Below are 22,254 nucleotides of genomic sequence, written 5' to 3'. Positions count from 1 at the left end.
GTTGAGCGAGCGAAGCGAGTCGAAACCCCTGAAGCGGTCACCGGCGTCAGTCCTTCGCCCGGAGGATGGCGGGCACGAAGCCGTGGGCGTCGGGGATGGCGCCCGGCGCGATGCGCTTGCGGAAGATCCAGTACGACCACGCCTGGTACGCGATCACGAGCGGCAGGCCGATGGCCGCGACGACCGTCATGACCGTGAGCGTGTAGGTGCCGCTCGCGGCGTTCCACACCGTGAGGCTGTGCGCGGGGTCGAGCGTGGAGGGCAGGACGTTCGGGAACATCGCCGCGAAGATCGCGCCCGCGCCGCCGACCAGGAAGGTCGCGAAGCCGACGAACGCGAGGCGCTCGCGCCGCCCCCGGGCGCCGATCCAGCCGATCGCCGCGCCCGCGACGGCCAGCGCGACGAGCGACCACGACAGCGCCGTCCCGCCCTGGGTGAGCTGCACCCACAGCGCCCACACCGCGGCGGGGGCCAGGCACAGCGGCGACCAGGTGGCGGCGAACCGACCCGCGCGCTCGCGGACCGGCCCGTCGCTCTTCAGCGCCAGGAACGTCGCGCCGTGCACGAGCGCGAACCCGACGACCGCGAGCCCGCCGATGACCGCCGGGGGCGTCAGCCACACGAACGGATGCCCGACCCGGTCGCCGTTGGCGTCGAGCGGCAGGCCGGTCGAGGTGACCGCGAGCGCGGCGCCGATGCAGAACGCCACGACGAGGGATCCGATGCCGAGCGCCCACGTCCAGAACGCCGCCCAGCGCGGATCCGCCATCTTGCCGCGGTACTCAATGCTCACGGCACGCGCGATGAGCGCCAGCAGCGTGATCGTGAGCGGCACGTAGAGCGCCGAGAACAGCGAGGCGTACCACATCGGGAACGCCGCGAAGAGGGCGGCGCCGGCCGTGATCAGCCACACCTCGTTGCCGTCCCAGACCGGGCCGATCGTGTTGAGCATCACGCGGCGGTCGTTCTCCTTCGCTGCGCGGTCGCCCCGGGCGCTGAGGAGCATGTGCATTCCGACCCCGAGGTCGAAGCCCTCGAGCAGCAGGAAGCCGATCCAGAGCACGGCGATCGCGACGAACCAGACGATGGGGAGGGTCTCCATGGTGCTGTCCTTCGGTCTCAGTAAGCGAACGCGAGCACGTCGTCGCGCTTGTCCGGGTCGTCGTCGCCGGGGGCGTCCGGGTCGTGCCGGTGCGCCAGCTCGGGCATCGCGCTCACGGTGCCGCCGCGCACGTACTTCACGAGCAGGAACACCTCGATCACGAGCAGCACGGCGTAGATCGCGGTGAGCGAGATGACCGAGAACAGCAGCTCGCCGACCGTGGCCCCCGGCGAGACCGCGGCGGCCGTGAACATGAACACGCCGTCGATGCCGCTCGGGTCGGGGTTCGGCGCCACGACGAACGGCTGCCGTCCCATCTCGGTGAAGATCCAGCCCGCGATGTTCGCGGCGAACGGGGCCGTGATGCCGAGCACGGCGAGGCGCATGATCCAGATCGACCGCGGCACGGTGCCCTTGCGCGTGAGCCAGAGCGCCACGACCGCCGCTCCGGCCGGGATCGCGCCCAGGCCGATCATGAGGCGGAAGCCCCAGTAGGTGATCCACATCACGGGCACGTACGTGATCTCGGCGCCCGCGCGCTCGCCGTAGAGGGCGTCGTCGGGCAGCGTGGCGCCGTACGCGTCGACGTACTGCGGCTCGAGGTCGTGGATGCCGGGCATCTCGGCGCCGAAGTCGCCCTTCGCGAGCCAGCCGAGCACGCCCGGCACCTCGACCAGCGTGACCACCGAGTCGCAGTCGGTCGCCCCGGGGTCGCCGATCGACAACACCGAGAACGACGACCCCGTGTGGCAGGCGGCCTCCGCGGCGGCCATCTTCATGGGCTGCTGCTCGTACATGAGCTTGCCCTGGATGTCGCCGGTCCCCGCGACGGCGAGGAAGCCCACGACCGCGGCGACCGCGCCGATGCGCAGCGAGCGGAGCCACACGCCGTGGTCCTTCTCGTCGCGGCCGGCGACATCCGGGTGGGAGCCGACGACCACGCGCCCGGACGCGTCCACCGTGTCGATGCCGTCGGCGCGCCGGCGCCACAGGTGGTGCCAGCTGATGCCGAGCAGGAACATGCCCGCGACCATGACGGCGCCCGCGATCGCGTGCGAGAACGCGGCGATCGCCGTGTTGTTGGTGAGCACCGCCCAGATGTCCGTCATGACGGGCCGCCCGTCCGGTCCGAGCTCGACGCCCACCGGGTGCTGCATCCAGGAGTTGGCGACGATGATGAAGTACGCCGAGACCCAGCTCGCCATGGCCGCCAGCCACAGCGCCGCCAGGTGCACGCCCTTGCGCAGGCGGCCCCAGCCGAAGATCCAGACGCCGAGGAAGGTCGACTCGACGAAGAAGGCGAGCAGGCCCTCGAGCGCGAGCGGGGCGCCGAACACGTCGCCGACGAAGCGCGAGTACTCGCTCCAGGCCATGCCGAACTGGAACTCCTGCACCAGGCCGGTCGCGACGCCGACGATGAAGTTGATCAGGTAGAGCTTTCCCCAGAACTTCGTCATGCGCAGCCAGCGCTCGTCGCCCGTGCGCACCCACGCGGTCTGCAGGATCGCGACCGCCGGGCCCAGGCCGAGCGTGAGCGGCACCATGAGGAAGTGGTAGACGGTCGTGATGCCGAACTGCCAGCGGGCGATGTCGAGGGGGTCCACGTGAGGGATTCTACGAGTCGTAGAAGTAGTTCTACAGGGGATCGAATTATTTCTCCTCGACGTCGAAGTAGTTCTACGCGCCTGCGAACTCGCGTACCCTGGAGGCAGAGGGATGCGCGCGGAGGAGGTGCAGGATGGGCAGTCTGGGTGAACTGGAGCGCTCCGTGATGGACGTGCTGTGGGATGCCGACGAGGTCGCGCTCACCGCATACGACGTGCAGGAGCACCTGGAGCGCGAGCAGGGCCGCCAGCTCGCGGCGACGACCCTGCTGACCGTGCTGTCGCGCCTCGAGAAGAAGGGCTTCGTCGCGTCCGACCGCTCGGCCCGGCCGCACCGCTATCGGGCGACCGCGAGCCGCGTCGACCACGTCGCGGAGCTCATGCACGAGGTGCTCGGCGACGCGGGCGACCGCAGCGCCGTGCTCGCCCGGTTCGTGGGCGGCGTGTCCGCCGAGGACGCCGAGGTGCTGCGCCGTCTCCTCGCCGGCGCCGCCTGACGCCATGCGCCCCGCTCGGGTCCGATGACGCTGGCCGAGCTCGCCGCGGCTTCGGCGCTGATCCTCGTCGCCGTGCTGCTCGCGTGGCCGGTGCCGATCCTGCTGTCGCGCGCCGCCTGGCCGGCGCGCGCGCCCGGATGGGCACTGCTGCTGTGGCAGCTGATCGCCGTCGCGGGCGGCTTCTCGATGATCGGCGCGCTGTGGCTCGTCGGCCTCGCCCTGCTGCCGCAGTGGCCTCTGCTCGCCGCTCTTCCCGCGGCCGCGCTCGCCGCGTACCTCCTGGTGCACCTCGGCATCACGATCGTGCAGTTCGAGCGGCAGCGCCGCCGCCACCTGGCGCTCCTGCAGCTGCTGTCCGCGCCCCATCCGACCCATGCCCGCACGCGCGTGCTCGACGACGCCGCCCCGGTCGCCTACTGCCTGCCGCGCGGCATCGGGTCGGTGACCGTCCTGTCGCAGGGGCTGCTCGACGGCCTCGATCAGGATGAGCTCGCGGCCGTGATCGCGCACGAGCGCGCGCACGTGGAGCAGCGTCACGAGGTGCTGCTGGTCGCCTTCAAGGCCTGGCGCGACGCGCTGCCGTGGTTCCCCATCGCGGCGCGCGCCGAGAGCGAGGTCGCCGCGCTCGTCGAGATGCGCGCCGACGACAGCGCGCGCCGCACGACGCGCGACGAGGTGCTCGCGCGCGCCATCCTGCGCGTCGCCGGCCCCGCGGGCCCGGCCGAGCACGCCTCGTCGCGCCGCGACCGCCACCGTGACCGCTTCCTGCGGCTGTCTTTTTAGGAGCGTCTCGCACGCTCGCGCCGACGCTCCGCGCCGGACACTCGCGAGCGAGGAACGTCGCTTCGCGCCGTTCGGCAGCGCTTCGCGCTGCGGTGTTCGCTTCGCTCAACGCTCGCTTCGCTCGCATGACGGTAGAGCTGGCGGCTTCCTCTCGGTCGTTGAGCGGAGGCGACGGAGGAGCCGGAGTCGAAACGGGTCGAAGCCTGCCGGGCGACCCGTCGGGATAGGGTGGCGACACGATGGGCATCTCGCGACGCACCCTGCTCGTCGGCGCCGGGGCCGGCGCCGTCGCCGTGCTGCTCGCCTCGTGCACGGGCGACCCGGAGCCCCGGCCGACCACGGCGGGACCGACCCCCACGTCCCCGCCCGTCACCCCCACGGCCAGCCCCGTCCCCGGTGCGCCGCAGCCCGCCGCGGTCCGCCGCAGCGCCTGGGCCGCCGACCCGTTCTCCCGGGGCGCGGTCAGCTTCACGCCGCCCGGCGCGGTCCCCGCGCAGCGCGAGGCGCTCGCGCAGCCGATCGGCGGACGGGTGTTCCTCGCGGGCGAGGCCACGGATCCGGATCGCCCGGGGACGCTCGCCGGCGCCCTGCGCTCCGGCCAGCGAGCGGCGCGCGAGGTCGTCGACGCCGCCGAACAGGGCGAGCGGATCGCGGTCGTCGGCGCCGGGCTGGCGGGCGCGACCGCCGCGCGCCGCCTGGCCGAGGCCGGGTTCGAGGTGACGGTCATCGAGGCCAGGGACCGGATCGGCGGACGCCTGCAGTCCGTCTCCGACGACGCCTGGCCCATCCCGCCCCAGCTCGGCGCGTGGCTGCTCACGGACGAGGACGCCGAGATCGAGGCCCGGCTCGACGCGTTCGGGATCGAGCGCGAGCGGCTCGAAGGCGCCATCGCGCTCTCCGGCGAGGGCGAGGTGGACGTGCCCGACGCGGCGCGGATCGCCGCCGCGGTCGAGTGGGCCGCCACCCGGCCCGCCGACGTGCCGCTGGCCGAGGCCCTCGCCGAGTCGGGCGCCGATCCGGAGGATCCGGCGCTCGCTGCCGCCGTCGCCGAGCTGGCCGCCCTGGCGGGCGCCGATCCGGAGCAGCTGTCGAGCTGGTACCCGCCCCCTCTTCCCGGCACGGCGCGCACCGCCGCGCTCGGCGATCTCTCGGACCTCACCGCCCGGCCGCTCGACGAGCTGCAGGTCAGCCTCTCGACCGCGGTGGTGGGCGTCGCGTACGACGACACCGGCGTGTCCCTGCGCCTCGGCACGGGCGAGGCGCTCTCGGTCGACCGCGTCGTGCTGACGGTCCCGCTGGGCGTGCTGCAGGACGAGGGCGTCGAGTTCGAGCCGCCGCTTCCGTTCGCGCACCGCGGAGCGATCGCCGAGCTCGGGATGGGCCACCTCGAGACCATCTGGCTGCGCTACGACGAGCCGTTCTGGCGCACCGACGCCGTGCTGTGGCACGTCGTCGGCGGGGATGCGCCCATCCGGACCTGGATCAACCTCGAGCCCCTCACGGGCGAGCCGGTGCTGGTCGGCCGGGTCGGGGGGGAGGCCGCGCGCGCGTTCGCCGAGCTCGACGACGCCGCGGCCGCCGAGCAGGCGCTCTCCTCGCTCGCCCCGTTCGTCGCCGCGGGCGAAGCCGACTGACGCGAGCCGCGGTCAGCGGCGCGGCGCGGTGATCCGGCGCCGGCTCAGCCAGACCAGCGACGCCGACACCAGCGCGAACACGCCGAGCGCCGCGACGCTGGTGAGCAGGAACTCGACGGGCCCGCTCACCTGCCGCAGATCCAGGAAGTAGTACGGGTACCAGCCGATCAGCGAGCCGCGCCACATCGTGACCGCGCCCCACAGCACCGGATACGCCAACACGACGAGGATCACGCGCTTCGGCGCGCCGCGCCGCCCGGGCGCGAAGGCCCAGTCCAGCAGGGCCAGCGCCGGGAGCCAGAAGTGCAGCAGCTGATCCGACCACGGCACGTCGATCCGGATGGCGCGCTCGCCTGCCTGCCACACCAGGAACGCGAACACGATGCCGGCCGTGGTCGTCCAGCTGAGCACCACCGCGCGGATCGCGGTGATCCATGCGCGGTCCACCTGGCCGCGGAACGCCGCCAGCCCCGCGAGGGTCCACACCGCGACGAACAGGATGTTCGACTGGATCGTCAGGTAGGCCAGGAAGTTCTGCCCGGCGATCTGCCCCGAGCTGAGGCCCCAGAACAGCCGGTGCACGAGGGCCGCCGCGCACACGCCAGCCACGGCCAGCCGCAGCAGGCCGGTGAGCGTGCGGAGCGTCGCGGTCGTCACCGAGCGGGATGCCCTCCGTTCCGGCGCCGGGCGCCACCTCCTCGAGTCTAGGAAGCGCGCGGGCGGGACGAGGCCCGCGCCGGACGGCGCGCGGCGGGCTCAGGCCTGCGCCGGGACGGGAGCCTCAGGGGCGGCGCCAGTCGTCGCTCTCGAGGCTCGCGCCGGCCATCGGGCCCATCTGCAGCATGCCGCCGTCGACCGCCCAGGACGCGCCCGTCACGTAAGACGACGCGGGCGAGGCGAGGAACGCGATCACGGCGGCCACCTCCTCGGGCACGCCGGGGCGCCCGATCGGGATGCCGGGGCGCCGCGTCTCGGGCGCGTCGGCGGGGTCGATGCCGGTCATGGGCGTCGCGATCAGGCCCGGGGCCACGGCGTTCACGGTGATGCCGTGCTCGGCCAGCTCGATGGCCATGGTCTTCAGCAGCCCGCCGAGCCCGTGCTTGGCGGCGTCGTACGCGCCCGATCCGGTCTTCGGCTGGTGCTCGTGCACGCTCGTGACGCCGATGATCCGGCCGCCGCGCCCGGCGGCGACCATCCGGCGGGCCGCGCGCTGCATCACGACGAAGGCCCCGTCCAGGTCGGTCATCATCACGCGGCGCCAGCCCTCGAGGTCGACGTCGAGGAACGGCACGCTCTCGCCCGTGCCGGCGTTGTTGACGAACACGTCGACTCCGCCCAGATCGTCGGCGAGGCCGTCGATCACGTCGCCGCAGCCGACGAGGTCCGTCACGTCCAGGCGGGCGACGACCGCGCGGCGGCCCTCGGCCTCCACGAGGCGCGCCGTCTCGCGGGCGCCCTCCTCGTCGGAGTGCCACGTGACGCCGACGTCGAGGCCGTCCCTCGCGAGCGCGACGGCCGTGGCGCGGCCCATCCCCGAATCCGAGGCGGTGACGATGGCGGTGGCGGGCTGGAAGCTCTGGGGCTGAAGCATCTGGGTCTCGGTCATGGGGGCAGTCCACCCGGCGCAGCCGCTCCACGGAACTCCCTTGACAGCGGCGCCGGGCGGTTGTCCCGCGGCCCCGTCCCGCGGTACAGTATTCGCAGAACGAACACACGTTCGCACAGCGAACACGCGAGATCCCCGGATCCGCGGATGCCAGCGAGGAGGCCGGATGATCGACAAGACCGTCGCGAGCGTCGAGGACGCCGTGGCCGGGATCGAGGACGGCGCGACGATCATGATCGGCGGCTTCGGCCGCGCCGGGCAGCCGGTCGAGCTGATCGACGCGCTCATCGCGCAGGGCGCGAGCGGACTCACGATCGTGAACAACAACGCCGGCAACGGCGACACGGGCCTCGCCGCGCTTCTCGCGGCCAAGCGCGTGCGCAAGATCATCTGCTCCTTCCCGCGCCAGAGCGACTCGTGGGTGTTCGACGGCCTGTACCGCGCGGGGGAGCTCGAGCTCGAGCTCGTCCCGCAGGGCAACCTCGCCGAGCGCATCCGCGCGGCGGGCGCCGGCATCGGCGCCTTCTTCTCGCCCACGGGCGTCGGCACGCAGCTGGCGGAGGGCAAGGAGGAGCGTGAGATCGACGGGCGCCGCTACGTGCTCGAGTACCCCATCAAGGCCGACTTCGCGCTGATCAGCGCCCTCAAGGGCGACCGCTGGGGCAACCTCGTCTACCGCGAGACCGCGCGCAACTTCGGGCCGATCATGGCCACGGCCGCCACGACGACGATCGTCCAGGTCGACGAGACCGTCGAGCTCGGGTCGCTGGACCCCGAGACGGTCGTGACGCCCGGCATCTTCGTGGACCGCGTCGTCGCGGTCGGGCAGCGCGCCTGGCTGCGCGACGGCGAGTTCGTCGGCGGCGTCGACATCGAGGGCCGCCCGCTCGCGGCGGCCGAGGGAGAGAGCGCATGAGCACCCGCATCAGCCGCGACGACCTCGCGGCCCGCATCGCCGCAGACATCCCCGAGGGCTCCTACGTGAACCTCGGCATCGGCGCGCCCACCCTGGTCGCCAACTTCCTGCCGGCCGATCAGGAGATCATCCTGCACACCGAGAACGGCCTGCTCGGGATGGGCGAGGCTCCCGCGCCGGACAGGATCGATCCCGACCTGATCAACGCCGGCAAGCAGCCGGTCACCGCGCAGGCGGGTGCGGCGTACTTCCACCACGCCGACTCGTTCGCGATGATGCGCGGCGGCCACCTCGACGTGTGCGTGCTGGGCGCCTTCCAGGTGTCTCAGGGCGGCGACCTCGCGAACTGGTCGACCGGCGCGCCGGGCGCGATCCCGGCGGTCGGCGGGGCCATGGACCTCGCGATCGGCGCGAAGTCGGTGTACGTGATGACCGACCTGCTGACCAAGCAGGGAGAGTCCAAGCTCGTCGCCGAGTGCACGTATCCGCTGACCGGCGTCGGCTGCGTCACTCGCGTCTACACCGACCACGCGGTGTTCGACGTCACGCCCGGCGGCTTCCGCGTGCGGGAGCTGTTCGGCGACAACACGGTCGAGGGGCTCGAGGAGCTCACCGGCCTGAAGCTGCAGGACTGACGAGAGGACCCTCATGAGCGCATTCGTGTACGACGCCGTCCGGACGCCGTTCGGACGCAACGGCGGCGCCCTCGCCGGCGTCCGCCCCGACGACCTCGCAGCGGTCGTCATGAAGGCCACGGTCGATCGCCTCGGCCTCGACCCCGCCCGGATCGGCGACGTCGTCTTCGGCGACGCCAACCAGGCCGGCGAGGACAACCGCAACGTGGCGCGCATGGGCGCGCTGCTCGCGGGCTTCCCCACGACGGTGACCGGCGTCACGGTCAACCGCCTGTGCGCGTCGAGCGTGGAGGCGGTGCTGCAGGGATCGCGCGCGATCGAGGCCGGCGACGCCGACGTCGTCCTGACCGGCGGCGTGGAGTCGATGAGCCGCGCGCCGTTCATCGTGGAGAAGTCGAGCAAGCCGTGGCCCGCGATCGGCAACCAGACGATGTGGAACACCTCGATCGGCTGGCGGATGGTCAACAGGGCGCTCCCGTCCGAGTGGACGATCTCGAACGGCGAGTCGGCGGAGAAGGTCGCGCAGCTGAAGGGCATCACGCGCGAGGAGCAGGACGAGTTCGCCGCGCGCAGCCACCGCCTCGCCGCCGAGGCGTGGGCGGCGGGCGTCTACGACGACGAGATCGTGCAGGTGCCGGGTCACGAGCTCGCGCGCGACGAGGGCATCCGCGACGACTCCACGGTCGAGAAGCTCGCCGGCCTCAAGCCGCTGTTCGGCAAGGACGGCGGCGGCACCGTGACCGCCGGCAACTCCTCGTCGATCAACGACGGCGCCTCGGCCGTGCTGCTGGGCGCCGAGGGCGCGATCGACGCCGAGCCGCTGGCCCGGATCGCGGGCCGCGGCGTGCACGGCACCGACCCGGATGTGTTCCCGCTCGCGCCGATCGAGGCCGCGAACAAGGCGCTCAAGGCGGCCGGGCGCACCTGGGCCGACGTCGACTTCGTCGAGCTCAACGAGGCGTTCGCGTCGCAGGCGCTGTCGAACCTGCGCGGCTGGCCGGAGCTCGACCCGGAGAAGCTCAACATCCACGGCGGCGCGCTCGCGATCGGCCACCCGCTCGGAGCCTCGGGCGGCCGCATCGTCGGCCACGCGGCCCACGAGCTCAAGCGCCGCGGCGGCGGCGTCGCGGTCGCCGCGATCTGCATCGGCGTGGGCCAGGGCCTCGCGGTGGTGCTCGAGCGCTGAGAGGCCAGACGCACCGGGACGCTTCGGCGGTTTCGACTCCCTCGCTGCGCTCGGTCGCTCAACCACCACGGAGCTCCGACCTCGTGCTGGTTGAGCGAGCGAAGCGAGTCGAAACCGTCCAAGCGCACCCACGACATCGACCATCGTGCGAGCGTCCCCGTGCGCTTCTCCGTCCGTCGCATTCGCGACGGACGGAGCCTCGGCGCCGGGGGCCCAGCGAGCGTGCGAGACGCTTCTGAAAAGAGATGAGAGGCTGAGCGGATGACCGAGCCGCAGCACCGCGAGTACGTGCAGTCGTTCGCGCGCGGGCTCGCGGTCATCCGGGCGTTCGACGCGGACCATCCGCATCTCACGCTGAGCGAGGTCGCCGTGCGGGCCGACGTGACGCGCGCCGCGGCGCGGCGGTTCCTGCTCACGCTCGAGGAGCTCGGCTACGTCCGCGCGACCGGCCGCGACTTCGCGCTCACGCCGCGCGTGCTCGAGCTGGGCTTCAGCTACCTCTCGGCGCTGTCCCTGCCCGAGGTGGCGCAACCGCACCTCGAGCGGCTCTCGCGCGAGGTCGACGAGAGCGTCTCGGCGGCCGTGCTCGACGGCGAGGACATCGTGTACGTCGCCCGTGTGCCCACGCGCCGGATCATGAGCGTCGCCATCACGATCGGCACCCGGTTCCCGGCCGTCCGCACGAGCATGGGCCGGGTCCTGCTGGCCGCGCTCGACCCGTCCGAACGCCCAGACGTCGGGCCCGAGCTCTCAGACGAGCTGGACCGCGTCGCCGAGCAGGGCTGGTCGATCGTCGAGGGCGGCCTGGAGCAGGGGCTGCGCTCGGTCGCCGCGCCGCTGCACGGTCGCGACGGCGCCGCGGTCGCCGCCGTGAACATCTCCACGACCGTGACGCGGGTGTCTCTCGAGCGCCTGCGTTCCGAGCACCTGCCCGCGCTGCTCGACGCGACGCGGGCGATTGACGCCGAGATCCGCCACCTCTGAGGCGCCGCGACCGTCAGGCGGTGCCCGGGTCCTCCAGCCGGAAGCCGACCTTCAGGGTGACCTGGAAGTGCAGCACCGAGCCCTCGTCCGCGTGGCCCCGCACGGAGACCATCTCGAACCACTCGATGTGCCGCACGGTCGCCGACGCGCGCTCGAGTGCGCTCCGGATGGCCGCGTCGATCCCATCCGGCGACGAGCCGACGATCTCGCTGACGCTGTAGGTGTGAGACATCCTCGTCCTCTCCTTCGGCCGCCCGGGTGGCGGTGAGGTCCAGTCTGCTCGGCGAGCCGGGCGAGCGATAGGGCGCCGCCCCGGGTCGGCGGTCCGAACCGCGCCGGGCACCGCGGTCAGGCAGACTGATGCCATGCGAACCATCCGCGATCTGGACACCGTCGAACTGATCATCGAGGCCCAGGACCTGCTCGACTCGCTGCGCCGGTCGGAGCGGACGATCGACGCCGGCACCCTCCGCGCGCTGCAGCAGGCCGGCAACTACGTCGTCGGCCTGTTCGACGAGGACCGGATGGTCGGCGCCTCCATCGCGTTCTTCGGGGCTCCCGCGCGCCGCACCATGCACTCGCACATCACGGCGCTGCTGCCGGAGTACCGCGGCCGCGGCTGGGGCCGTGAGCTCAAGGAGCACCAGCGTCAGTGGGCGTTCTCGCGCGAGGTCGGGAACATCACCTGGACGTTCGATCCGCTCGTCGCCCGCAACGCGCACTTCTTCCTCACCGTGCTGGGCGCACGCGTGACCGGCTACGCCGTGAACCAGTACGGCATCTTCGGCGGCGGCGACGCGGGCGACGAGAGCGACCGCCTCGACGTCGAGTGGGCCCTCGCCGACATCGCCAAGCCGCCGGCCGACGATGCCGTCGTCCAGACGCTCGAGATCCCGACCGACATCGAGCTGATGCGGGTCGACGACCCCGACGCGGCGCACGAGTGGCGCCTCACGCTGCGTGCGCAGATGGAGGAGCTGCTGGGCCGCGGGCTGCGGATCGGCGGATTTGAGGCGTCGCGCGGCTACCTGTTCGTCCAGGCCTGATCAGGTCCGGGCCACCAGGGGTGGTCGTGCTCTGCCGCGTGCTCTGCGGCGTGTGAGGGCGCAGGGTGCGGGCCGGTGGGTGCCGCGGCTGTCGATCCAGGGTGGGGCTTTGACTTCGGGGATGCCGTTGCGCATCCGGATGTTCCATCCGGATCGTTCGAGGTTGTGGTGGTGCCACCAGCATCCCCGACGGCTACCCCACACGTCGCATTCGCGACGCGTGGGGCCCCTCGCCGCGGGGGCCCAGGAGGACCCCGTTGTCGGTGTGGGTGGGGCCGCCTTTGGCGTGGTCTTGGACGTGGTGGATCTCGCACCAGGCGGCGGGGATGGTGCATCCGGGGATGATGCAGCCGCCGTCGCGGGCGGTGATGGCTTTGCGCTGGTGGTGGTTGAACAGGCGTTCTTTGGTGCCGAGGCGGACGATGCGTCCGTTGCGGTCGAACACGACTTTCTGCACGGCGCCGGTGCAGGCGATCCGGTGGGCGAGGTCGGCGGGGACGGGCACGTCGATGCCGTCGATCGTCGCGACGCCGGTGGGGGACTGGAGGTCCTCCAGCGCCACGTGTACGAGGAGGGTGGGGGCGTCGCCGCCGAGGGTGGGGACCTCGAGGGAGCGGGCGGCGGCGTGGAGGGCGGCAACGAGCACGTCGTGGCGTTTCTGGGCGGGGGTGCGGGGGTCGTCGACGGGTTCGTCGTCAGTCCACGGCTCACCCTCGCCCTTATCTCGGTAGCTGTCGGTGAAGCGGACGGCGGGGTTGCCGCCCGCGTCCAGGATCCGCTGGAGCACGGCGGCGCCTTCGGGGGTGAGGTCTCCGCGTGCGGGGAACAGGCCGTCGCGTTCCTTCCCGATCGTGAACCCGCGCCGCTGGGATGCCTTCTCCGCGTCCGGGGCGGGGCCGTCCTGGTCGAGGTACGCGGCCCACGTGTCCGCCTGCACCTTCAGCTGCGCGAACGTGGGCGGCATCCCGGCGATGAGCCCGGTGGCGCTGGCGACGAGCTCGCGCTCGGCGGCGATCATGACGACCGGGTCGGCGCGGTGCGCGACCCGGTCCAGCGTGCCCGTGATCAGTTCCGCGACCGGCGTGCCGATGTCCCCGTGCCGCATCGCGGCGGCGACCTCGGGATGCCGGGGCGGGAGGGCCTCGCCGGTGAGCGCCGTCTCCGCGCGCAGCCGCTTGTCCAGCCGCACCCGCGCGACGACCTCCCGCGTCGGCGCCTGCGTGAGGCGTTCGAGCAGCTCGATCCCGTTCCGGCAGCCGTGCTGCGCGGAGAGCCGCTCGTCGAGCATCCGGTCGGAGCGGGCGTCGATCTCCCCGGCGGTGCGGACCCGGATCCCGTCCGTGAGACGGCCGAGCTCTTCGGCGAGCGGCGCGAACGACACCGTCTCCGCGTCGCTCATCCCCGCGATCTGCGGTTGCACCGACCGCAGCACCGCGATCGCCGCCCGCATCGCCTCGTGCGGGGAGAGAGCTTCGAAGATCGGCTGCTCGGCCATGACCACAGTATAGTACGTATGTACCACATAGACCAGGAAGCAGCTCGAAAGTATCGAACAGAACTACGAGACCAGCCCCGCGGCCTCGAAGGCCTTCGCGTAGATCGCCCGGATCACCGCCTGCTTGCGCACGTTGTACTGCATGACCGTCTCGCGGCCGGCGTTCGCCGCGTCAGCCGCCTCCCGCTTGACGGTGGCGTAGCGTGTGCGGTCCTCCGCATCTCGGCGCAGGTGATCGCGGAAGATGCGATGCCTCCACGGCTCGGGTGCCTCGGGACCGAACACGTGGATGTTCGACTCGCACCCGTCCCATCTCAGGCCCCGGTGGCCATCCCACCACGGCTCCCGGATGACCAGGGTGAACCCGGCGCGCTCGAGCGGGGGCAGCCACGCCCAGGGACTCGCCCCCGGCGGCGGCGGGCTGTCGGCGAAGGCCATGATGTCGCGGATGCTCGGCATGCGGTCACTGTCTCACAGGCCTCCGCCGACCCATCCGCTCCACCCCGCGACCGGTTCCGCGCACGAACTAGGATTGAGGCATCCGCGCGCGCATCCCGACGGACGCGCGCGCCCATCCCGATCCCTCCCGACCATTGGAGCCACCATGGCCGAGCCCTCCCGCCTCGACAAGGTCATCAGCCTCGCCCGCCACCGCGGGTTCGTCTTCCAGGCGGGAGAGATCTACGGCGGCTCCCGCTCGGCGTGGGACTATGGCCCCCTCGGCACCGAGCTCAAGGAGAACATCCGCCGCCAGTGGTGGCAGACGTTCGTGCGCGGCCGCGGCGACATGGTCGGCCTCGACTCGTCGATCATCCTGCCCTCGAAGGTGTGGGAGGCCTCGGGTCACGTGGCGACGTTCACCGACCCGCTGGTCGAGTGCCTGCAGTGTCACAAGCGCCACCGCGAGGACCACCTGATCGAGGCCTTCGTGGAGAAGAAGGGCCGCCAGCCCGAGAACGGGATGGCCGACATCGTGTGCCCCGACTGCGGCACGCGCGGCCAGTGGACCGAGCCGAAGTCCTTCTCGGGCCTGGTCAAGACCTACCTCGGCGTGATCGACGACGAGTCGGGCCTGCACTACCTGCGCCCCGAGACCGCGCAGGGCATCTTCGTGAACTTCGCCAACGTGCTCACGGCGTCGCGCAAGAAGCCGCCGTTCGGCGTGGGTCAGGTCGGCAAGGCGTTCCGCAACGAGATCACGCCCGGCAACTTCATCTTCCGCACGCGCGAGTTCGAGCAGATGGAGATCGAGTACTTCGTGCCGCCGGCCGAGGCGCCCGAGTGGTTCGATCACTGGGTCGAGGAGTGCTGGAACTGGTTCGTCGACCTCGGCATCGACCCGGAGCACATGCGCAGGCTCGACATCCCGGACGGCGAGCGCGCGCACTACTCCGACCGCACGATCGACGTGGAGTACGACTTCGGCTTCCCGGGCAAGGGCTGGGGCGAGCTGATGGGCATCGCCAACCGCACCGACTTCGACCTGACCAACCACATCGAGGCGTCGGGCGGCAGCAACCTCACCTACTTCGACCAGGCGTCGGGCGAGAAGTACGTGCCGTACGTGATCGAGCCGTCGTTCGGCCTGACCCGCTCGATGATGGCGTTCCTGATCGACGCGTACACCGAGGAGGAGGTGCCCAACGCCAAGGGCGGCACCGACACCCGCACGGTGCTGCGCCTCGACCCGCGCCTCGCTCCCGTGAAGGTCGCCGTGCTCCCGCTCTCGCGCAACGAGCGCCTGTCGCCGCTGGCGCGCGAGATCGCCGACGACCTGCGCGGCACGTGGAACGTCGACTTCGACGACGCCGGCGCCATCGGGCGCCGCTACCGCCGCCAGGACGAGATCGGCACGCCGCTGTGCGTCACGATCGACTTCGATTCGCTCGACGACCGCGCCGTGACCGTGCGCGATCGGGACACGATGGGCCAGGAGCGCGTGCCGCTCGAGGGCCTGCGCGCCTACCTCGCGGAGCGCCTCCGCGGCGCCTGACCCGCGCACAGCGCGACCCATCGACACCCCGCCGGCCGCCAGGCGCCCGCTCGGCCGGCTGGGCCGCCGGCGACGCCCGGATCACGCGCGGGCCCCGTCGGGAAGACGGGGGCCCGCGCCCGTGTCCGCCCCGGGTACTTACCGGGATGACGGAATAGATCCTGGCCACGGAAAATTCAATGAATGTAGAATCGTCCGCTATGGGAGGTAAACCCGGCCTCCCAGTGCTCGTCAGCCGTCAGGCTGGATCGGATCGTTCAATGTCCCCGCTCGACTTCGGCGCCCCGCTGCGCCCGCCGCAGGCCCCGCGACTCTCAGACATGGTCTTCGACCAGATCGCCGAGGCGATCGTCCACGGAGAGCTCAAGCCCGGCGAAGGCCTTCGCGACCAGGCCCTCGCCGACCGCCTGGGCGTCTCGCGCATGCCCGTGCGCGAGGCGCTGCTGCGCCTGGAGCGCGCGGGCCTCGTCGAGACGGCCGCGAGTCGCTACACCCGCGTCGTCGAGATCACTCCCGAGCGCGCGTCCGAGATCGTCGAGCACGCGGGGTACCTCTACGGCGCCGCGACGCGCATGGCGACGCGTCGCATGGACGACGCGCAGCGCGAGGAGGCCGTCCGGCTGCTCGATGCGATCGTCTCGGCCGGCACAGATCGCGACGCGTACTTCAACGCTGCGCGCGCGTTCAACCGCCACATCATCGCCACGTGCGGCAACAGCAACTTCAAGCTGCGCAGCGACCTTCTCTACACGGTCGACTACGTCACGCGGAACATCCCGCTCGCGGGCGTGCTCGACGCGGTCCTTCCGCTGATCGCCCGGCTGCGTCGCGCGATCGAGGAGAAGGACGCGGATGGCGCCGAGGCCGCCGTCCGCGAGCTCCACGGCATCGACGGCGATCTCGGGGAGGTCGCGCAGCGCGTGCGGCAGTGATCGCGCCCGGCGCGTCGCGGCCGCCTTGCCGCATGGGTACCCTACCCGGGTACTAGCATGGGCAGGGGAGGGGGTTCCCTGTTCTCTCTGCGGAAACGGAACGCCCCATTGGACGCTGTACTCGATCTCGACACCCCGCTCAGCAACCGGGGTCCACGCCTGTCGGACCTGGTCTACGACCGTCTCCGCGAGGCGATCCTGGACGGCCGCCTCGCGGCCGGGGAGCTGCTGCGCGACAGCGAGCTGTCGGCCGGGCTCGGAGCGTCCCGCATGCCGATCCGCGAGGCCGTCCAGCGGCTGGAGCGCGCGGGGCTGGTGGAGACCTCCGCCAGCCGCTACACGCGCGTCACGGCGCTGACCGAGCAGCACGTCGCCGAGGCGTGGGAGTACGGCGGCTACCTCTACGGATCGGTGTCGCGCCTCGCCGCCTACCGGATGTCCGAGGACGACCGCGCGCTCGCGCTCACGATGCTCGACGAGGCGACCGCAGCCGCCGAGCCCGGGGAGACCGCCGCGACGCTCGGCCGCCTCTTCAAGCACCTGATCGCGTGCACCGGCAACAGCCTGATCCGCGGCTGCACCGACGTGACCGCCATGATCGACCGCGCCATGCGGGTCTCCTGCGACGCCGCGACAGCGGCCCGCATCCTCGAGCACCGCGCGGCGCTGCGTGAGGCCGTCGTAGCGTGCGACGGCGTCGCGGCCGAGCGGGCGGTCCGGGCGATGTTCGGCGTGCTCTGACGCGCCGTCATCCGGTGACGGTGAGACGCATCCCCTCGCTGCCGCCCGCCTCGACCCAGGCGAGCGAGCGGGTCAGGATCCCGCGGAGCACGTCGAGGTCCACGTCCTCCAGGCGCTTCACGTAGAGGCACCCCACCCCGGTCGTGTGCGGGCCGAGCCGTGCGAGCTCCTCGGCGTGCGCGTCGACCCCGTCGAGGAGGTAGATCGTCGTGGCGGCCTTGCGCGGCGCGAAGCCGAGGATGCCGCAGTCGCCCTCGGTGCCGGTGGGGTAGCGGTAGTGGCACGAGCCGAAGCCGATGATCGTGCCCCACAGCACCGGCTCGCGCCCCGAGATCTCCCGCATGAGGTCGATCAGGATCTCGGCGTCCGCGTGGCGACGCTCGGGCGTCACTCCCAGCAGGTGCGCGGCGACGTCGCCGCCCGACGGCCTCACGTCAGCCGTTCTTGGCGGCGGCCTTCGCCGCGCGCTTGTACTCGCGCACCTTGGCGAGGGTCTCGGGGCTCGTGATGTCGGCGACCGAGCGGAACGCGCCCTCCTCGCCGTACGGACCCGCCGTCTCGCGCCATCCGGCGCCATCGAAGCCGTACTGCTTGCCCAGCAGCGCGAGGAAGATCCGCGCCTTCTGATCTCCGAATCCCGGCAGGGCCTTGAGGCGCTTCAGGACCTCCTTGCCGTCCGGGTCGCCCTGCGTCCAGATCGCGGCCGCGTCGCCGCCCCAGTCGTCCACGATCGTCTGGCAGAGCGTGCGCACGCGGTCAGCCATGGAGCCCGGGAAGCGGTGCACGGCCGGCGTCTGCCGGAACGCCTCGACGAACGCGTCCGGGTCGTAGCCCGCGATCGCGGCGGCGTCGACGGATCCGATGCGCTGCCGGATCTTCTCCGGACCGGTGAACGCCGTCTCCATCGCGATCTGCTGATCCAGCAGCATCCCGATCAGGAGCGCGAGGGGGTTGTCGGTCAGCAGCGCGTCGGCGGCCTCGTCGCCGGTGATCGTCAGAGCCATGGCTCCATCCTCGCACCGCGCGTCGCGGGCGGGGGATCGCAGCGGATCAGGCGGTGGCGATCGCGCCCGTGACCGGGCAGGACGCGGGCGCGGACGCCTCTTCGGACCGCGCGGCGGGCTCGTCGTCGACCGCTGCCGCGGCGGGACGCGCGTCGATGCCGAAGAGCGTCTCGATCGCTGCGAAGACCTCGTCGGCGCGGCCCTGCATCGCGTAGTCGGCCGCGCGGACCGTCGGCGTGTGCAGCAGCGTGCCCACCAGGTGGCGCAGGGCCGCCTCGGACTCGGGGTGGCGCGCGATCTCGGCCTCGAGCAGGCCGAACACCTTCTCGCGCAGCGCCACCACCGCCGGCTGGGCGGCGCGGCTGCGGCTGACGTCGACGAAGCGCGCGGCGGCGTCCTTGACCATGGCGCGCGCGGTGTCGGTGGCCTGCAGCTCCTCGAGCGGCGCGTGCAGGCGGATCGTCTCGAGGTCGAGCAGGGTCACGCCGCGGATCTCGCCCACGGCCGGGTCGACGTTGCGGGGCATGCCGAGGTCGATCACGAACAGCGGCTTGGCGAGACCCTCGATCGTCGCGGGGGTGACGACGGGCTCGTCCGCGTTCGTGCACGTGATGACGATGTCGCTCGCGACCGCCGTCTCGACGAGATTCGCGCGCGTGGCGTGGGCGATGCCGTACTTGGCGCCGAACTTCGCGCCGCGCCCCGAGGGGGAGTAGACCGTGATGTCCGTGACGCCGCGGTCGCGCAGCGCCGCGATGGTGGCCGCCGCGTACATGCCCGTGCCGACCAGCAGCACCTTCTGCGTCGTCCAGTCGGCGAGGCGGCTGTCGGTGAGCTCGAGGGCAAGCCGCACCAGCGAGCGGCCGGCTCGGCCGAGCGCCGTGGCGTTCTTGATGGCCTTCTGGGTCTCGGTCGCTCGCTGGAACATCCGCTCCAGGTCGCTGGTCGTCGTGCCGTGGTGGCGTGCGTCGGTCAGAGCGCGGCGCACCTGGCCGCCGATCTCGCCCTCGCCGATCACGACCGACTCGAGGCCCGCGGCCACCGCGAACAGGTGCTCGGCTGCCTTGGCCTCGGTCTTGACCGTGTACGCGCCCGCGAACTCCTCGGGGCTCAGGCCCGAGGCCGTGCGCATCGCCTCGGCGATCAGCTCGGCGCTGTCGTCGCGGTCCGTCTCGACGTACGCCTCGATGCGGTTGCAGGTCGAGAGCACCACGACGCCGTCCACGACGGGGGCGATCAGGGGTGCGATCTTGTCGGCGCCGGGTGCGGAGAGCTGCTCGAGGACGTCGAACGGCGCGGTCTTATGACTCGCGGTGACACAGAGCAGCACGCATTGATTCTACGCCGCGTCGAAGCCGGGGGCTGAGCGCGCGCTGGATCCGGGCTGCGGATGTCTCGACGTCGAGAGAACCGGCCCCTCCCGGGACCCGGCCCAGCGGATCCCGAACTTCCACGCGGCAGGATGGAGGCATGTCCCACGCCGACGCGCCCGAGCCGCGCGCCCCGCTGTCCTCGTCCGCCCTGCTGAGGGCCCTGGCCGGCGACCGTCCCGAGACCACCCCGGTCTGGTTCATGCGCCAGGCCGGCCGCTCGCTCCCCGAGTACCGCGAGCTGCGCGTCGGCACCCGGATGCTCGACGCGTGCCTGACGCCGGACCTCGCGGCGGAGATCACGCTGCAGCCCGTGCGCCGTCACGGCGTGGACGCGGCCGTGTTCTTCAGCGACATCGTCGTGCCGCTGCGCCTGGCCGGCGTCGAGGTCGAGATCGAGCCGGGGCGCGGGCCCGTCTTCGCGTCCCCCGTCCGCACGGCGGACGACGTGGCCCGCATCACCGCCATCGCGCCGGCCGATGTCGCGGCGGCGGCCGAGCCGGTGCGCGAGGCGGTGCGCCTCACGGTCGCCGAGCTCGACCGGACCGGCACGCCCCTGATCGGCTTCGCGGGCGCGCCCTTCACGCTCGCGGCGTACCTGGTCGAGGGCGGCCCGTCGAAGGAGCACCTGCGCGCCCGCGCCATGATGCAGTCCGACCCGGGGTCCTGGAACCGCCTCGCGGGCTGGCTGTCCGAGGTGTCCCGTGCGTTCCTGCAGGCCCAGATCGAGGCCGGCGCCGCGGCCGTGCAGCTGTTCGACTCGTGGGCCGGTTCGCTCGCGCCCGCCGTGTACCGCTCGCTCGTCGCGCCGCACTCGCGGGCGGCCGTGACGGATCTGCCGGTGCCGGTGATCCACTTCGGCGTCGGCACCGGGCCCTTCCTGGCAGACATGCGTCTGGACGGCGCGGCCGCCGCGGTCGGCGTCGACTGGCGCCAGCCGCTCGACGAGGCCGCCGCCCTGGTCGGCCCCGACACCACGCTGCAGGGCAACATCGACCCCGCGCTGCTCGGCGCCCCGTGGGAGGTGCTCGAGGCGCACGTGCGCGACGTGGTCGAGCGCGGCCGCGCGGCGCGCGCGCACATCGTGAACCTGGGCCACGGCGTGCCGCCCGAGGCCGACCCGGCCGTCCTGACGCGCGTCGTCGAGCTGGTCCACTCCATCCGGTCATGACGGATCTGGACGGCCTGTACCGGCACGCGCACGGCACGCGCGTCGTCGTGATCGGCGGCGGGATCGGCGGCCTCGTGGCCGCGCGCGAGTTCGCCAAGGTCGGCATGGTCGTCACGGTGCTGGAGGCGGGCGATCGCCTCGGCGGCGCGATCCGCGGCGGCGAGGTGGCCGGTCTGGAGCTCGACCTCGGTGCCGAGAGCTTCGCGACCCGCGGGGGCCACGTCCGCGCCCTGGTCGACGAGCTCGGCCTGGGCGACGCGGTCGTCGAGCCCGACCGGGCCGGCGCCTGGGTCGCGGGTCTCCCGGGCGGCAGGGCCGAGCCCCTCCCCAAGGGCGGCGTGCTCGGCATCCCGGCCAACCCGTTCGCGGAGGACGTCCGCCGGGTGATCGGATGGGGCGGCGCGTGGCGCGCGTACCTCGACCGCCTGCGCCCGCCGCTCACGATCGGGCACGAGCACAGCCTCGGCCGGCTGGTCGAGTCGCGCCTCGGCTCCGCCGTGCTCGACCGGCTCGTCGCGCCCGTCACCACGGGCGTGTACTCGGCCCGGCCGCACGACATCGACGTGGACGCCGCCGCCCCGGGCCTGAACGCGGCGCTGACGCGCGCCGGATCGCTCACGGGAGCGGTCGCGGAGCTCACGGCCGCGCGTCAGGGCAAGGCGCCCGGGTCGGCCGTGCTCGGGCTCGCGGGCGGCATGGGCCGCCTCGTCGCGGCGCTCGAGTCCGAGCTCGCGTCGGCGGGCGTGGAGATCCGCACGGGGACGCCGGTCGCGTCGCTCGAGCGTGCGGCGGGCGGCTGGCTGGTCGGCGCCGCGCGGGATGGGGAGCCGGAGGGCGCCGGACTGACGCCGCCTCCGGCCGAGGGCATCGAGCCGTCGGACCTCGACGGCGAGCGCAGCCTGTTCGCGGACGTGGTGCTCGTGGCGACCGAGGAGGCCGCCGCCCGCCGCCTGCTGGCGCCGCACATCGAGGGCCTGGCCGCCGAGGCCCCGCTGCCCGGTCCCGCGGTCGACATCGTCACGCTCGTGCTGGAGGCGCCGGAGCTCGATGCCGCGCCGCGCGGCACCGGCGTGCTCACCGTGCCCGGCTCGTCGCGCGCCAAGGCCCTCACGCACGTCACCGCCAAGTGGGCGTGGGTGCGTGAGCGCGCGGCCGGGCGGCACGTCGTGCGCGTCTCGTTCGGAACGCAGGACGAGGCCCCGGCCACGTCGCGCCTGGATCAGGACGAGGTCGCCGAGCTCGCGCTCGCCGAGGCCGCCGGCCTGCTGGGCGTGCCGCTGCGGCGGCGGCAGCTGCTCGGCGCGCGCCTCGAGCGCTTCGCCCAGTCGCAGCCCGCCTCGCGCGTCGGCCATCGCGACGAGACCGAGCGCACCCGCGCGCTCCTGGCATCCACCCCCGGCATCGGCGCCGTCGGCGCCTGGCTCGCCGGAACCGGCCTGGCGCAGGTGGTGCCCGACGCGATCGCCGAGGCCGATCGCGTGCGCCGCGCCGCCCTCTTCGGCTGATCCGCGCGGCCCCGCGACATCACAGCCCCCCGCGACGTCACATCGGGGCC

At 72.8% G+C, this 22,254-nt stretch carries 23 protein-coding genes; 13 read left to right on the top strand and 10 right to left on the bottom strand.

Annotated elements, in window-relative coordinates; translation table 11 throughout:
• Positions 1–46: 46 nt before the first annotated feature.
• Positions 47–1,102: a cytochrome d ubiquinol oxidase subunit II gene (gene cydB / locus ACYVGN_RS07950; protein ID WP_460789967.1), complete on the bottom strand. Its 1,056-nt coding sequence runs from the start codon at positions 1,100–1,102 to the stop codon at positions 47–49.
• A 17-nt stretch (positions 1,103–1,119) separates the two neighbouring features.
• Positions 1,120–2,706 carry a cytochrome ubiquinol oxidase subunit I gene (locus ACYVGN_RS07945; protein ID WP_460789965.1) on the bottom strand — a complete coding sequence of 529 codons (1,587 nt, stop codon included), beginning with the start codon at positions 2,704–2,706 and terminating at the stop codon, positions 1,120–1,122.
• Positions 2,707–2,840: 134 nt separating this feature from the next.
• Here ACYVGN_RS07945 and ACYVGN_RS07940 point away from each other — a divergent pair, with 134 nt between their 5' ends.
• From ACYVGN_RS07940 to ACYVGN_RS07930, 3 genes are all read left to right on the top strand, one after another.
• Positions 2,841–3,203: a BlaI/MecI/CopY family transcriptional regulator gene (locus tag ACYVGN_RS07940; protein ID WP_055988662.1), complete on the top strand. Its 363-nt coding sequence runs from the start codon at positions 2,841–2,843 to the stop codon at positions 3,201–3,203.
• A gap of 24 nt (positions 3,204–3,227) precedes the next feature.
• Positions 3,228–3,986, top strand: a complete 759-nt coding sequence (locus ACYVGN_RS07935; RefSeq protein WP_460789963.1) for a M56 family metallopeptidase — start codon at positions 3,228–3,230, stop codon at positions 3,984–3,986.
• A gap of 239 nt (positions 3,987–4,225) precedes the next feature.
• Positions 4,226–5,620 (top strand): flavin monoamine oxidase family protein, encoded by a 1,395-nt coding sequence (locus tag ACYVGN_RS07930; protein ID WP_460789961.1) that lies wholly within the window; start codon positions 4,226–4,228, stop codon positions 5,618–5,620.
• Positions 5,621–5,632: 12 nt separating this feature from the next.
• Here ACYVGN_RS07930 and ACYVGN_RS07925 read toward each other — a convergent pair whose 3' ends face one another.
• Positions 5,633–6,277 (bottom strand): Pr6Pr family membrane protein, encoded by a 645-nt coding sequence (locus ACYVGN_RS07925; RefSeq protein ID WP_460789959.1) that lies wholly within the window; start codon positions 6,275–6,277, stop codon positions 5,633–5,635.
• A gap of 124 nt (positions 6,278–6,401) precedes the next feature.
• Positions 6,402–7,226, bottom strand: a complete 825-nt coding sequence (locus ACYVGN_RS07920) for an SDR family oxidoreductase (protein ID WP_460789958.1) — start codon at positions 7,224–7,226, stop codon at positions 6,402–6,404.
• A gap of 166 nt (positions 7,227–7,392) precedes the next feature.
• Between ACYVGN_RS07920 and ACYVGN_RS07915 the strand changes: the two genes are divergently transcribed.
• From ACYVGN_RS07915 to ACYVGN_RS07900, 4 genes are all read left to right on the top strand, one after another.
• The gene (locus ACYVGN_RS07915; RefSeq protein ID WP_055988673.1) at positions 7,393–8,142 is read left to right on the top strand and encodes a 3-oxoacid CoA-transferase subunit A; all 750 of its coding nucleotides are present in this window, start codon (positions 7,393–7,395) and stop codon (positions 8,140–8,142) included.
• Positions 8,139–8,777 (top strand): 3-oxoacid CoA-transferase subunit B, encoded by a 639-nt coding sequence (locus ACYVGN_RS07910; protein ID WP_134746206.1) that lies wholly within the window; start codon positions 8,139–8,141, stop codon positions 8,775–8,777. The genes ACYVGN_RS07915 and ACYVGN_RS07910 overlap by 4 nt, the downstream gene beginning before the upstream one ends.
• 13 nt (positions 8,778–8,790) lie before the next feature.
• Positions 8,791–9,963, top strand: a complete 1,173-nt coding sequence (locus tag ACYVGN_RS07905) for a thiolase family protein (RefSeq protein ID WP_460789956.1) — start codon at positions 8,791–8,793, stop codon at positions 9,961–9,963.
• A gap of 261 nt (positions 9,964–10,224) precedes the next feature.
• Entirely contained in the window at positions 10,225–10,947 is a 723-nt protein-coding gene (locus tag ACYVGN_RS07900) for an IclR family transcriptional regulator domain-containing protein (protein ID WP_460789955.1), read from the top strand.
• A gap of 13 nt (positions 10,948–10,960) precedes the next feature.
• Here the strand turns inward: ACYVGN_RS07900 and ACYVGN_RS07895 are convergent, their stop codons facing one another.
• The gene (locus ACYVGN_RS07895) at positions 10,961–11,179 is read right to left on the bottom strand and encodes a dodecin (protein ID WP_055988677.1); all 219 of its coding nucleotides are present in this window, start codon (positions 11,177–11,179) and stop codon (positions 10,961–10,963) included.
• A gap of 133 nt (positions 11,180–11,312) precedes the next feature.
• Between ACYVGN_RS07895 and ACYVGN_RS07890 the strand changes: the two genes are divergently transcribed.
• A complete protein-coding gene (locus ACYVGN_RS07890; protein ID WP_055988678.1) occupies positions 11,313–11,993 on the top strand; it encodes a GNAT family N-acetyltransferase in 681 nt (226 codons plus the stop codon).
• 193 nt (positions 11,994–12,186) lie between these two features.
• Here the strand turns inward: ACYVGN_RS07890 and ACYVGN_RS07885 are convergent, their stop codons facing one another.
• Together ACYVGN_RS07885 and ACYVGN_RS07880 are read right to left on the bottom strand one after the other, a co-directional pair.
• Positions 12,187–13,488 (bottom strand): HNH endonuclease signature motif containing protein, encoded by a 1,302-nt coding sequence (locus ACYVGN_RS07885; RefSeq protein ID WP_460789953.1) that lies wholly within the window; start codon positions 13,486–13,488, stop codon positions 12,187–12,189.
• A 63-nt stretch (positions 13,489–13,551) separates the two neighbouring features.
• Positions 13,552–13,947, bottom strand: coding sequence for a GrpB family protein (locus ACYVGN_RS07880; RefSeq protein WP_055987558.1), 396 nt, complete (start codon positions 13,945–13,947; stop codon positions 13,552–13,554).
• 145 nt (positions 13,948–14,092) lie between these two features.
• On the opposite strand from ACYVGN_RS07880, the gene ACYVGN_RS07875 reads away from it, so the two are divergent.
• The 3 genes from ACYVGN_RS07875 to ACYVGN_RS07865 all read left to right on the top strand — a co-directional run bounded on the left by ACYVGN_RS07875 (position 14,093) and on the right by ACYVGN_RS07865 (position 17,154).
• Positions 14,093–15,481 carry a glycine--tRNA ligase gene (locus ACYVGN_RS07875; RefSeq protein ID WP_055987560.1) on the top strand — a complete coding sequence of 463 codons (1,389 nt, stop codon included), beginning with the start codon at positions 14,093–14,095 and terminating at the stop codon, positions 15,479–15,481.
• A gap of 260 nt (positions 15,482–15,741) precedes the next feature.
• Positions 15,742–16,413, top strand: a complete 672-nt coding sequence (locus ACYVGN_RS07870; RefSeq protein ID WP_460789951.1) for a GntR family transcriptional regulator — start codon at positions 15,742–15,744, stop codon at positions 16,411–16,413.
• 108 nt (positions 16,414–16,521) lie between these two features.
• Positions 16,522–17,154 (top strand): GntR family transcriptional regulator, encoded by a 633-nt coding sequence (locus tag ACYVGN_RS07865; protein ID WP_460789949.1) that lies wholly within the window; start codon positions 16,522–16,524, stop codon positions 17,152–17,154.
• Between the two features lie 7 nt (positions 17,155–17,161).
• Here ACYVGN_RS07865 and ACYVGN_RS07860 read toward each other — a convergent pair whose 3' ends face one another.
• From ACYVGN_RS07860 to ACYVGN_RS07850, 3 genes are read right to left on the bottom strand one after another with little or no spacing between them, the layout of a single operon-like run.
• Positions 17,162–17,587 carry a DUF1801 domain-containing protein gene (locus ACYVGN_RS07860; protein WP_460789948.1) on the bottom strand — a complete coding sequence of 142 codons (426 nt, stop codon included), beginning with the start codon at positions 17,585–17,587 and terminating at the stop codon, positions 17,162–17,164.
• Position 17,588: 1 nt separating this feature from the next.
• A complete protein-coding gene (locus tag ACYVGN_RS07855; protein WP_460789946.1) occupies positions 17,589–18,158 on the bottom strand; it encodes an HhH-GPD-type base excision DNA repair protein in 570 nt (189 codons plus the stop codon).
• Positions 18,159–18,204: 46 nt separating this feature from the next.
• Positions 18,205–19,488 (bottom strand): glutamyl-tRNA reductase, encoded by a 1,284-nt coding sequence (locus ACYVGN_RS07850; RefSeq protein WP_460789945.1) that lies wholly within the window; start codon positions 19,486–19,488, stop codon positions 18,205–18,207.
• Between the two features lie 140 nt (positions 19,489–19,628).
• On the opposite strand from ACYVGN_RS07850, the gene hemE reads away from it, so the two are divergent.
• Positions 19,629–20,699 carry a uroporphyrinogen decarboxylase gene (gene hemE / locus ACYVGN_RS07845; RefSeq protein WP_460789943.1) on the top strand — a complete coding sequence of 357 codons (1,071 nt, stop codon included), beginning with the start codon at positions 19,629–19,631 and terminating at the stop codon, positions 20,697–20,699.
• Positions 20,696–22,204 carry a protoporphyrinogen/coproporphyrinogen oxidase gene (locus tag ACYVGN_RS07840; protein WP_460789941.1) on the top strand — a complete coding sequence of 503 codons (1,509 nt, stop codon included), beginning with the start codon at positions 20,696–20,698 and terminating at the stop codon, positions 22,202–22,204. The genes hemE and ACYVGN_RS07840 overlap by 4 nt, the downstream gene beginning before the upstream one ends.
• Positions 22,205–22,254 lie beyond the last annotated feature (50 nt).

The organism is Microbacterium lacusdiani, assembly GCF_054779895.1.
Note: the sequence above shows the minus strand (reverse complement) of the source record. Positions and strands in the feature narration are given on the sequence as shown.